At 30.6% G+C, this 13,092-nt stretch carries 11 protein-coding genes and 1 riboswitch; of the genes, 1 reads left to right on the top strand and 10 read right to left on the bottom strand.

Annotated elements, in window-relative coordinates; all coding sequences use genetic code 11:
* Positions 1–36 precede the first annotated feature (36 nt).
* Positions 37–138: riboswitch (purine riboswitch) on the bottom strand.
* Positions 139–257: 119 nt separating this feature from the next.
* The 7 genes from LGK95_RS05435 to speD all read right to left on the bottom strand — a co-directional run bounded on the left by LGK95_RS05435 (position 258) and on the right by speD (position 8,629).
* Entirely contained in the window at positions 258–2,690 is a 2,433-nt protein-coding gene (locus tag LGK95_RS05435) for a glycogen/starch/alpha-glucan phosphorylase (RefSeq protein ID WP_319001900.1), read from the bottom strand.
* 46 nt (positions 2,691–2,736) lie between these two features.
* Entirely contained in the window at positions 2,737–4,170 is a 1,434-nt protein-coding gene (gene glgA / locus LGK95_RS05430; protein WP_226123007.1) for a glycogen synthase GlgA, read from the bottom strand.
* Between the two features lie 16 nt (positions 4,171–4,186).
* Positions 4,187–5,296 carry a glucose-1-phosphate adenylyltransferase subunit GlgD gene (gene glgD / locus LGK95_RS05425; protein ID WP_226123005.1) on the bottom strand — a complete coding sequence of 370 codons (1,110 nt, stop codon included), beginning with the start codon at positions 5,294–5,296 and terminating at the stop codon, positions 4,187–4,189.
* An 18-nt stretch (positions 5,297–5,314) separates the two neighbouring features.
* Positions 5,315–6,469 carry a glucose-1-phosphate adenylyltransferase gene (locus LGK95_RS05420; protein ID WP_226123003.1) on the bottom strand — a complete coding sequence of 385 codons (1,155 nt, stop codon included), beginning with the start codon at positions 6,467–6,469 and terminating at the stop codon, positions 5,315–5,317.
* A gap of 36 nt (positions 6,470–6,505) precedes the next feature.
* Positions 6,506–6,652, bottom strand: a complete 147-nt coding sequence (locus LGK95_RS05415) for a hypothetical protein (protein WP_226123001.1) — start codon at positions 6,650–6,652, stop codon at positions 6,506–6,508.
* Between the two features lie 495 nt (positions 6,653–7,147).
* Positions 7,148–7,285 (bottom strand): hypothetical protein, encoded by a 138-nt coding sequence (locus tag LGK95_RS05410; protein WP_226123000.1) that lies wholly within the window; start codon positions 7,283–7,285, stop codon positions 7,148–7,150.
* 525 nt (positions 7,286–7,810) lie between these two features.
* A complete protein-coding gene (speD, locus tag LGK95_RS05405) occupies positions 7,811–8,629 on the bottom strand; it encodes an adenosylmethionine decarboxylase (RefSeq protein ID WP_226122999.1) in 819 nt (272 codons plus the stop codon).
* A 270-nt stretch (positions 8,630–8,899) separates the two neighbouring features.
* Here speD and asd point away from each other — a divergent pair, with 270 nt between their 5' ends.
* Positions 8,900–9,985 (top strand): aspartate-semialdehyde dehydrogenase, encoded by a 1,086-nt coding sequence (gene asd / locus LGK95_RS05400; protein WP_226122998.1) that lies wholly within the window; start codon positions 8,900–8,902, stop codon positions 9,983–9,985.
* A gap of 71 nt (positions 9,986–10,056) precedes the next feature.
* Here asd and cbiT read toward each other — a convergent pair whose 3' ends face one another.
* The 3 genes from cbiT to hemB form a co-directional block, all read right to left on the bottom strand.
* Positions 10,057–10,620, bottom strand: coding sequence for a precorrin-6Y C5,15-methyltransferase (decarboxylating) subunit CbiT (gene cbiT, locus LGK95_RS05395; RefSeq protein ID WP_226122997.1), 564 nt, complete (start codon positions 10,618–10,620; stop codon positions 10,057–10,059).
* A gap of 109 nt (positions 10,621–10,729) precedes the next feature.
* Complete coding sequence (gene hemL / locus LGK95_RS05390; protein ID WP_226122996.1) at positions 10,730–12,004, bottom strand: glutamate-1-semialdehyde 2,1-aminomutase; 1,275 nt, start codon at positions 12,002–12,004, stop codon at positions 10,730–10,732.
* Between the two features lie 85 nt (positions 12,005–12,089).
* A complete protein-coding gene (gene hemB / locus LGK95_RS05385; protein WP_226122995.1) occupies positions 12,090–13,055 on the bottom strand; it encodes a porphobilinogen synthase in 966 nt (321 codons plus the stop codon).
* Positions 13,056–13,092 lie beyond the last annotated feature (37 nt).

Here is a 13,092-nt window from a genome sequence, read left to right as displayed (position 1 = left end):
TTTTGAATTAAATAATTATGAGATAACTATTCTCTCTGTTTTTATTTAAACACCCATAGTTAAGTACTTTACGGTTACTTGGTAGAAACGCTTAGACCATATTACTAAGCATATATGAGTTTGCGAATATTAAATTTTGTTCTTTATTAATTGTTCGTGTTTATATCTTATAATATTACAACATTTTTTTTGTTAAATCAATATGTATTTAAAAAAATGCCATACTAGATAATTATCTAGTATGGCATTTTATATATTTATAACTTAATATGAACTGCAGGAGTTCCCCAAATTTCTTTTGCGTATTTCTTTACAGTGTTATCACTTGAAAATATACCAGATTTCGCTATATTAATAATAGACATTTGCTGCCATAAAGATTTTTGCCTGTATAACCGATCAATTTCTTTATGACCCTTTACATAAGAATCAAAATCTTTAAGTACAAAATACTCATCATTATGCGATAGCAAAGTATCATAAATACCTTTAAATTCATTTGTAGGGGTTTCTAAAAATCCATTTATAAGTTGATTTAATATTAAGTTAATTCGCGCATCACTATTATATAAATCATAAGAGTTATAACTTTTATTCTTATAATACTCTATTACCTCTTTTGATGTAAGACCAAATAATATTATATTTTCTTTTCCAACCTCATCAAATATTTCTACATTTGCTCCATCCAAAGTGGCTATAGTTATAGCACCATTCATCATAAATTTCATATTACCAGTTCCAGATGCCTCTTTAGATGCAGTTGAAATCTGTTCACTAACATCAGCGCATGGAATGATTTTCTCAGCCAGTGACACTCCATAGTTTTCAAGGAATAGTATCTTGATTTTACCACGGACTATAGGATCATTATCTATCTTATTTGCTAAAGTGTTAATAAGTTTTATAGTTTGTTTTGCTATATAATAACTTGGCGAAGCTTTCGCACCAAATATAAAAGTTCTTGGAACCATATCCAAGTTTGGATTTTCGCGAAGCTGATTATATAAATGCATTATATGAAGTACATTTAAAGTTTGTCTTTTATAGGAATGCGCTCTTTTTACATGAACATCAAATATTGAACTCGGATCTATTGATGTTCCATAGTTTGCCTGTACATAGTTTGAAAATTTTATTTTATTATTAATTTTTATATTATGTGTTTTCTCTTGAAAAGCAGAATTCTTTGCATAATCCATTAATTTATGGAGCTCATTTGGAGACTTTATCCATTCATTACCTATAGTTTTCGTTATAAGCTTTGACAGCTCACCATTAGAATTTAGCAACCATCTCCTATGAGTTATACCATTAGTTTGATTGCTAAATTTTTCAGGGAAAAATTCATAAAAATCAGAAAGTTCTTGATGCTTTAATAATTCTGTGTGAAGCTTAGCAACTCCATTAACAGAATGGCCTCCTACAATAGCGAGGTATGCCATTCTTACATATCCATCATAAATAATAGACATTTTATTGACTTTGTTCCAATCACCATTATACCTATGATATACTTCGTTACAAAACCGCCTATTTATTTCTTCTACAATCATATAAATACGTGGAAGTAATTTTTTAAACATTCCAACATGCCATTTTTCTAGTGCTTCTGACATAATTGTATGGTTAGTGTATGCCATAGTCCCAGTTGTAATCTTCCATGCATCGTCCCAAGATAAGTTTTCCTCATCAATTAGAAGTCTCATTAGTTCAGCCACGGCTACAGCTGGGTGGGTATCATTTATTTGCACAGCCACGTGTTTATGAAACTCTTGGAGTGAAATTTTTTTCTTTTTATAATTTCTTAGAATACTTTGAAGTCCAGCACTTACAAAAAAATACTCTTGCTTAAGCCTTAATAATTTACCTTTTTCATAACTATCATCTGGATATAAAACTTGAGAAATAGCTTCAACCGAATATTTTTTCTCGCCTGCTTTTGCATAATCTCCTTGGCTAAATGATGAGAAATCAAAATCCTCTTCCATAGTTTCTGCACTCCAAAGCCTTAAAGTGTTTACAGTATCGTTTTTATATCCTTTTACTGGAGTATCATAGGGTACAGCTTTCACAACTTCATAGTTTTTATGGATAACTTTAATTACGCCATCTTCATCACTTAAATGAACTTGCCCACCAAATCTTACTTCTACAGATTTGCTTTCTTTTCTTATTTCCCAAGCATTACCATTTCTCAACCAATTATCAGGAACTTCTACTTGGTAACCACCTTCAATTTTTTGTTTGAATAACCCATATTTATACCTTATACCACAACCATGACCAGGTATTTCAGTCGACGCCATAGAGTCAAGAAAGCATGCTGCTAACCTTCCAAGTCCTCCATTACCAAGCCCAGCATCTAATTCTATATCCTCAACTTCTATTAAACTAATTCCTAAATCATTCAGTGCCTCATCGCATATATCCTTTATTCCTAAATTAACTAAGTTACTATTAAGTAATCTACCAACTAAGAACTCCATAGAAAAATAATACACCTGTTTTCCTCTATTTTTTCCATACTCTTTATTGCTTTCTATCCAGGGTTTAGAGCAATAATCCTTTACTAGAGAACCTAAAGCCAAATATTGATGTAATGAAGATGCGTTAACAACGTCTTCTGCAAACATTGTTTGTAGTTTTTCTATATAATCCATTTTAAGCATTTCTTTATCTATTACCACGACATTCACCACCTAGCAATTTTAGAATTTACATATTTCTAAAAATTTATTTTATTAGATTATTATATAAATCCTTATAGTTTTCAGCTGAATTTTCCCAACTATTATTTGAACTCATGGCATTTTGAACTAACTTATCCCAAGATGCTTTATCTTTGTATAATTCGAGAGCTCTAATTATCGTATCTAATAATTCTTTATTGCTGTAATTACTAAAAGAAAAACCATTGCCCTTCCCAGTATATTTATTATAAGGTATAATGGTGTCTTTTAGCCCTCCAGTTTCACGAACTATTGGGATACTTCCATATTTCAAGGCTATAAGCTGCCCTATTCCACAAGGTTCAAATAACGATGGCATCAAGAACATATCTGAAGATGCATATATTTGTTGTGCCAACTTCTCATCAAAAACAATGTTTGTTGATATCCTACTTGGATAAATAGAAGCATAATACTGAAATATGTCTTCATAATATCCGTCACCATTACCAAGTAATACTATTTGGACAGGAAAACTGAGCAATTCTTGTAACTTATCCACAATTAAATCTAGACCTTTTTGTTTTACTAGTCTAGTTACAATACCTATCATAGGTACATCCGCGTCAACAGGAAAACCTAGTTTTTCTTGAAGGGCTAATTTGTTTTTAACCTTTCCTTTTATATTGGTTGCATCATAGTTGTATAATATTTTTTCATCACTTTTAGGATTGTATAATTCATAATCTATACCATTTACTATGCCATATAACTTGTCAGCTTTTGATGATAATAATCCATCTAATCTTTCACCATAAAATGGAGTTCGTATTTCCTTTGAATAAGTATCGCTTACAGTAGTCACAGCATCTGAGAAAACAATTCCACCCTTCATGTAAGATACAACATCATAGAATTTAAGTGCATCATCATTAAAATACTTATGATCTAAGTCTATTATATCGCCTAGTATTTCTTTTGGGAATATTCCTTGGTATTGTAAATTGTGTATAGTAAATATGCTTTTTATTTTACTATACAGTTTGTCATAACTATAGTTTTCTTTAAGCAAAGCTGGCACAATTCCACATTGCCAATCATTACAATGAATTATATCTGGTACAAAATCCTCCATGTATTTGATAGATTCTAATATTGCTTTTGAGAAGAAAGAGAATCTTTCACCATCATCATAATATCCATATGTCCCAGGTCTTTTAAAATAATCTTCGTTATCCACAAAATAGTAAGGCACCTCATCATAAGTTAAATATTCCAAACCACAATATTGATTTCTCCAGCCAACTTGTACACTGAAAGCAGCTACACTCTCCATGCAATTCTTAAAGGATAAGGCAATGCTACTATATTTAGGTATTATTACTCTTGCATCGATACCAAGTTTTCTTAAGGCTTTAGGTAGTGCATACGCAACGTCCCCAAGGCCCCCTGTTTTAATAAACGGATATGCTTCAGAAGCCACAAATAATACTTTCATACTAACCCTCCTATAATTATGGTCGGAATTTTTTCTCAATTACTACTGGGAATTCTTCATCCCCCTCAAGTACTGTATTCTCATTTATAATAGTGTTTTTGTCAATTATGACATTTGTAAGCTTACAACCTTTTTTTATTTCGCAGTTTTGAAATATTATACAATTTTTAATTTCTGCGCCCTCATGTACTACTACCCTTCTTGAAATAACACTCTTTTCTATTTTTCCTTTCAAAATACATCCATTTGAAATCAAACTATTATTAACTTTTGATCCATTAAAATATTTCGTAGGGGCTTCATCTTTACTTTTTGTATAAATTAACCCTTTGCTATGAAATAATTCCTTAGTTATTTTAGGGTTTAACATATCCATACTAGTTTTATAATAATTTTTTATAGAATCTACACATTGAAGATATCCTTTAAACTCATAGGCATTAACATTAATTTTTGAAACATAATTATAAATAGCCGCTTTTATAGAATTATGATATCCTGTCTGAACACACTTGTTTATAATAGATATAAGAGTAGTTTTTTTCATTATAAACATTTCCATTGATATATTTAGTTTGTCCTCTGCTCCTATGTTTTTCCCAATGCTCAAGACTTTGTTTTCTTCATTAATATATAAAGTATTACAATTTATATAATGCTTTTTGCCGTTTGCTGTTTTTTTATATATTAAAGTTATCTCACTACCAGATTCCTCGTGATATTTAGCAGCCTCATTGTAATCCATATTACATAACATATTTGAAGAAGATATTATTACATAATCTTGCTTTGTTCTATATATATATTCCATATTACCACTTAATACATCTATATCCCTTAATTGTGATCTTTCTGAGGTAAGATTAAATAAAAATAATCCATTTATTTTTCTATCTAAATCCCAAGGTTCTCCTGAACCTACGTGATCAACTAAAGACCTAGATTTTGTGTTAGTAAATATACCTATATTATGAATACCTGAATTAACCATATTTGAAAGCACGAAATCAATAATTCTATATCTTCCACCTATAGGTATAGATGCTACAGGTCTTGATTTTGTGAGACTTTTAATATTATCTTCTTGTTCATTTAACATTAATATTCCTATATAATTTTTAAGCATTTTAGCACCTCGCAAGTTTTATAATTTATTGACTACCTTTAAATCAGCTTTAATTTCGCGTCCCTTTTCTATAACAATAATATCGCGACCATTACCAATATATGAGTTACGTCTTATGATAACATCGCTTCCTATAATAGCTTTATCTATAACTACGTTATTTCCTATTTTAGTATTTGGTAGAATAACTGAATTAGTTATTTTAGAGTTTTTCCCTACATGTACTCCTTGGAAAAGAACACAATTACTTATTTCACCGAAAACAGTACACCCTTCATTTAACAGAGCATTGTTTATAGTCGCCTCAGGCCCTATATATTGTGGTGGTAACATAGGATTGACTGTATATATTCTCCACTTATCATCATGTATATTAAGTTCATTATTGTCAGATATCAAATCCATATTCGCATCCCAAAAACTTTCAATAGTACCTACATCTCTCCAATATCCTTTGAAATGATATGCATATAACTCTTGATTATTATTTAACATCTTTGGTATTATATTTTTACCAAAGTCATTGCTAGATATTTCATCAAGGTTATCCTCCTTTAAAAGTTGTTTAAGAGCACGCCAATTAAAAATATAAACTCCCATAGAGGCTAAATTGCTTTTAGGATCCTTTGGTTTTTCTTCAAATTCAAAGATACTGTCATCTTCGCGAGTGTTCATTATTCCAAATCTACTACACTCGTCATGTGGAACTTCTATTACTGCAATAGTAACATCCGCACCTTTTTCTTTGTGATAATCTAGCATTTTTGAATAATCCATTTTATAAATATGGTCTCCTGATAAAATAAGAACATATTCTGGATCATAACTATCAATGTAATTTGTATTTTGATATATAGCATCAGCTGTCCCCTTGTACCAATTGCCACCGTCTTCATTTTGGTAAGGTGGTAAAAGACTTACGCCTCCATTTCTCCTATCTAAATCCCAAGGAGCTCCTATTCCTATATGAGAGTTCAGTGCCAATGGTTGGTATTGAGTGAGAACCCCTACTGTGTCTATATCAGAATTAGAACAATTACTTAAAGAAAAGTCTATAATTCTATACTTTCCTCCAAATGGTACTGCAGGTTTTGCCGTCATTTTTGTTAATTGCTTTAGTCTTGATCCTTGACCTCCTGCGAGTATCATAGCTATCATTTCTTTTTTTATCATTCTACTTCTCCCCCTTCTATACTTCTGCTAATTTATCTATTTACTAGCTTTTAATAATTCAACTTCGTTGTCTACATTTAGTTTTATAAAAATTATAGATAATGCCGGTACACTAATATTTATACAATAAGGCTGCCTATTCCACTTTTCGATTATTGAGGCTCCATTCAATAAATTGACCAAAATCCCCATCCATAAATAATAACTATTCACCTGGAGGTGACATCATATACCCATAAAAAGGTCTTAGACTTGCAAACTTATAATCATACTCCCAACCATTTTACCTAATAAAGATTTTTACCGTGAATCACCTCATTATGTGAATGTGGCAAAATAAATTTCAAGAAAACGCATACATTAATGTAAATGTAATTAATTTATGTCTGAATTTCTTCCGATCACAATTAAGTTGCATGTATTTCAGCATTTCATTAATCTAATGGATGCTTTTTAACAGGAAGAAATTCTATTTGGGCATATCACATATAAAGTACATAACTTAGAGCCTGTACGCAATTTTGATATAAAAATAAATTTTATTGTTTTTACCCAAATGTTATCATTCCAATGTTAATTTTTAAAATTTACTACCACTGATGTTGTATTAGCTATTAAAGTTCATTAAATAATTACAACAATTCCAATTGTTAAAGTCTCCAAACACCCTAACTTATTTTAGTTTGCCACCCAAACTGAGAATCCAGCCCCCTTTTTACCATTCTTTGTTCTTAATTTCCATCCCATAACTTTGTAACTATTAAATTCCTGACTATGAGAAAAGAAAACTTCAACATTATTTATAACTTCCTCCAACTTTAAACATATACAAATTATAATTTATTTGAATGCGCCTTAGTAACTATAATTTGTAGTACAATCTATAAAAAATAAATTTTCTAACTGCTTAAGTTTTCAAATATGAAAGAAAACCTTATTTTGTTTGTTTTAACAAAATGTTTACAATCACTATTTACAATTATAACATATAAGTGGTTAAAAGAGCGTTATGATTGGAAGATTTTATCATTTAAAAACCTCTAAATTAAACCACTTTTCTACATAAAATTTAAATATATTTCTGCACTTTTTGTAACTTAATACCCCAACTACATTAAATGATTTTTTTACAAAAAATAATACATAATACCAAAGATTAAATTCAAAAAATTTATTTCTTATTTTTACATTAATAATAATATTAATTATTGTTATTTGGAGAAATAATGAAAACTATTAACTCTTACAATAATCTTAAATATTTAGGCACATTCAAATAAATAACAAGAATACTAAATTGTTATCTATTTAAATGTGCCTAATATAAATTTTTATATAAAATTAATCATTAGAAATGTCCATGCCATAAAATATTTCTTCCATCTCTTTTTGTAATTTTTTTATAATATTAGCTTTTTCATCAAAACTTAAATCTTCTTGTTTAATTTCAAACAAGTAATTATCAAGCTTAAAATCGTTTAATTTCATTTTTGTATGAAATATACTAGATTGATATATATTCATGTCGATTAAGCTATATCGATCTTTTGTTTCTTTAGCAATATAATTTTGTATGGAATTAATTTCATGATCTATGAAATGCTTTTTACCATCCATGTCCCTCGTAAAACCACGAACCCTATAATCAATAGTAATAATATCTGAATCAAAACTACTAATTAAGTAATTTAGAGCTTTTAATGGAGATATAGTACCACATGTTGCCACATCTATATCTACTCTAAATGTACTTATATCATTTTGTGGATGGCTTTCCGGATAAGTATGCACTGTTACATGGCTTTTATCTAAATGTGCCACGATATTCTCCCTAATTGGGGTTAAAATACCTCTATTGCAGGAAGGGTCTACCACATATAGTGGGATTTCTTCTTCCGAAATAAGAAGTGTTACACTTGCTCCTTGAGGATCATAGTCCTGCTTTGCAATATTTAATACACTGGCACCTATCATTTCAGTAACATTCGTAAGTATTTTAGTTAACCTCTCAGCATTATATTGTTCATCAATATATTCTATATATTTCTCTCTATCTTCTTTTGTTTTTGTATAACAAATATCATAGATATTAAAACTTAATGATTTTGTTAAATTGTTAAATCCATATAGCCTTAATTTATTTTTGTCATTTTTAGCCAACTCTATTCCCCATTTCTATTTGTCTTTATCTAATTAAATTATATGACTTATTACTTCATTATTAATACATCAATTTATTGTCCATACCTATTCTATATAATAATTTGCTTGAAGTATATACTTTTTACTATTATAATTATTTATAATAGTAATATAATTTTTTTTATGTTCCTATACTATTCACTTTATAACATGGATATGAATATAATTAAGTATAATATTTATATCTTTCCATAAAAGTAAATTATTAGAATCGGAGGTATTATTGCAATGAATAAAAAATTAAAAGTCGGATTATTAGGTGGAACTGGATTTGTTGGTCAACGTCTTGTTACACTACTTGAAAATCACCCTTATTTTGAAATAGCTGTTATTGCTGCTAGTGAGAACTCTGTGGGTAAAACTTATTATGAAGCAGTGAATAATAGATGGAAATTGGACGTGCCTATGCCTGAGTGCGTTAAAAACATAGTCTTAAAAAATATTAATGAAGTAGATGAAATAAGCAGCCTTGTAGATTTCGTCTTCTGCGCTGTTAATATGCCTGCAAATGAAATAAGAGAAATTGAAGAAAGATATGCAAAAGCTGAAACTCCTGTAGTTTCAAATAACTCTGCTCACAGAAGTACTCCTGATGTTCCAATGGTCATTCCCGAGATAAATGCTGATCATTTTGAACTAATAAACGTACAACGTAAGCGTTTAGGCACTAAAAGAGGTTTTATAGTTGCTAAACCTAACTGCTCAATTCAGAGTTACGTTCCTGCTATAAGTGCTCTTATGGAATTTAAACCTACAAAAATACTAGTTTCCACATATCAAGCTATATCTGGTTCAGGAAAGATATTCTCAGACTGGCCAGAAATTATTGATAATGTTATTCCATATATAGGTGGAGAAGAAGAAAAAAGCGAACAAGAACCCCTAAAAATTTGGGGTCATAGGGGTAATGATAAGATTATAAATGCTACTGAACCTATAATCTCAACTCAATGCATTCGTGTTCCTGTTGCAGATGGTCATTTAGCTGCTGTATTTGTTTCCTTTAAAGAAAAGCCATCAAAAGAAACTATATTAAAGCTTTGGGCTGAGTTTAAAGGAAAACCACAACTATTAGACCTTCCAAATGCTCCCAAACAGTTTTTAACATACTTTGAGGAAAATGATAGACCCCAAGTTAGGCTAGATCGAAACATTGAAAAGGGAATGGGAATATCAATTGGTAGACTCCGCGAGGACAAATTATTTGATTACAAATTTGTTTGTTTGTCCCACAATACTTTACGTGGAGCAGCCGGTGGTGCAGTACTTTCAGCTGAACTTTTAATGAAAGAAGGATTTTTAACATCTAAATAAAAATATATATTAAATATAAAAAAGCCTTCTTATTTCAAGTAGTAATTATCTTGAAATAAGAAGGCTTTTTATTAATGCTTTTTTCCACTGACCACAAATATAGGATTATTAGCTATTAACATGTAGCTCTGTCCCCTTGTCTTACTAACTTGTACTTGAACACATTCTACCTCATAATTTAATTCTTTTAAAGTTTCCATGGCCTTGTACACATTATTTATAGTTATAAAGTTTAAAACGATATTCTTGTTCCTTTTGAGTTTACTTCCATAACATCTTATAATATCATCTATATTTCCACCACTTCCCCCAATAAATATTGCATCATATTCACCTGCTATACTAGGCTCTAACTCCATGGCTTCTTTATTTATTATTTCCATATTATCAGTTTTAAATTTTTCTTTATTTTGTTTTATAATGTCTATTGCATCTTCATCTCTTTCTATAGCAATAACTTTACCCTTATTACAAATCTTCGCCATCTGGATACTTACTGATCCTGTACCTGCACCAATGTCGAGTACCTTATAATCATCTTCAAGCTCAAGCTTTACTACACTTAATATTCTTACTTCTTCCTTAGTCATTGGACAATTGCCCCTTATAAATTCATTGTCTTTAATAAACCTCATATTTTTGCGCCTCCTGATTTATTCTAACGTAGTATATTCCAAATACGAATCAACTTTATAAAAGTCCAACATATAGAAGTTAGGATAGTAGAGCGTTCTAAAAAAACACTTATACTGTAAAACTCTTAAACGCTTCTAAGAATTTTTCTATGTCCTTTTCGGTATGTTTAGTGCATAGGAATATCGCCTCAAATTGGGAAGGTGCAATATTTATTCCACTTTTTATCATGTGTTCAAAATATCTTAAAAACATCAAAGCATCACAAGTTTTAGCATCGTCAAAATTTTTGACTTCTTTATTTTTCGTAAAGAAAGCTGTAATCATTGAGCCACATCTATTAACTACCATAGGTATTCCTTTTTCTTTTGCAATTTCGAGTAGTCCCTTTTGAAGTTTTTCTGAAAGCTTCTCCATGGTCACATATACTCTTGGGTTATCACAAAGCTTAGTTAATGTTTCATAACCTGCTGCCATAACCACAGGATTACCTGACATAGTACCTGCTTGATAAACTGGCCCCATAGGTGATAAGAACTCCATTATCTCTCTTTTTCCACCAAAGGCACCACATGGAAGTCCTCCACCTATGATTTTTGCATAAGTTATTAAATCTGGAGCTACATTATAAATGCTTTGTGCTCCTTTATAGGCTACTCTAAATCCACTCATTACTTCGTCAAAAATAAGTAAACTCTTATATTCATCACATAATTTTCTAAGTCCAATTAAAAATTCTTTCTCAGCTGGTATAACTCCCATATTTCCTGCTACTGGTTCAATGATTATGCATGCTATATCATCCTTATAATTTTCAAACAATGTTTTTACGCTACCTAAATCATTATAATTTGCAATTAGTGTATTTATAATACTTTCTTTTGGAACACCAGCAGATCCAGCGATGCCTGCAGTCATCACTCCTGAACCGGCTTCAACTAAAAAGCTTTCAAAATGTCCATGGTAACAACCTGCAAATTTTATTATTTTATTCTTTTTAGTGTAACCCCTTGCAAGTTTTACAGCGCTCATTGTAGCTTCTGTACCTGAGTTAACCATTCTGATCATTTCTACATTATCTACAGTAGTGCAGATATGCTTTGCTACTTTTAACTCAATTTCTGTAGATGCACCAAAGGCAATTGCGCTTTCGCAAGTGTTTTGTATAGCTTTCACTACATCATCATCACAATGGCCAAGAAGCATTGGTCCCCATGCGCATACAAAATCTATGTATTTGTTCCCATCTTCATCATAAATGTATGCACCTTTACCCTTTTTAATAATTGGAGGAGTGACAGTTACATCTTTAAAAGCTCTAACCGGGCTATTAACTCCACCAGGCATATATTGCTTTGATTCATTAAATATGTCTAAGTTTCTCATAGTAGTTTCCTCTTTTCTATATATTAAGTTTATTTACTAGTATTCTTTTGTAATTTTTACATTAAAGTTAGTTTTAATCTAGGAATTACTCTTTTAACCATCTACATAAATCAAGTGCATAATAAGTAATAATTATATCTGCTCCCGCTCTTTTCATAGAAATATGCATTTCCATAGCTATAGCTTTCTCGTCAATTAACCCCTGCTTTGCTGCTGCTTTTACCATGGCAAATTCTCCACTAACGCTATAAGCTGCTACGGGAACATCATATCTATCTCTAGCCCATCTTATTACATCTAAGTATGATAATGCAGGTTTTACCATTATTATATCTGCACCTTCCTCAATATCACATTCTATTTCTCTCATAGCTTCTCTGATATTGGCTGGATCCATTTGATAGGTTTTTCTATCCCCAAACTGTGGTGATGAATTTGCTGCTTCTCTGAAAGGACCATAAAATGCTGAAGAATATTTAGCACTATAAGCCATTATCGATATATCCTTAAAGCCATTATCATCTAAAATTGTTCTTATTGCTTCTACATGCCCATCCATCATGTCAGATGGTGCTATCATGTCTGCTCCAACTCGTGCATGAGATAACGCAATTTCTGCTATATATTTAAGACTCTTATCATTATCAACCTTTGAACCCTCAAGTATCCCACAATGTCCATGATTAGTATATTGACACATACATACATCTGTTATTATGAATAAATCTTTTGATATCTCACGTACTTTTCTAACTGCTCTTTGAACAATACCATCTTTATCATAAGCCCCACAACCAACTTCATCTTTATGTTCTGGAAGTCCAAATAACATTACTCCACGTAATCCAACTTCTTCAACTTCTTCAATAATTTCATGAAGCCTATCTAATGAAAAATGATAATTCCCTGGCATTGAAGATATTTCTTCCTTAATGTTTTCGCCTTCTACTACAAAAATAGGAAATATAAAGTCCGCTGGTGTTATAATTGTTTCACGTACTAAATCTCTTATGTTTCTTGTTTCTCTTAACCTTCTATTTCTTTTGAACATAGTTATCCACTCCTAGTTAAATATATTTTAATCTTAT

The sequence above is a fragment of the Clostridium algoriphilum genome, assembly GCF_020443705.1.
Taxonomy (GTDB): Bacteria; Bacillota; Clostridia; order Clostridiales; family Clostridiaceae; genus Clostridium_AD; species Clostridium_AD algoriphilum.
Note: the sequence above shows the minus strand (reverse complement) of the source record. Positions and strands in the feature narration are given on the sequence as shown.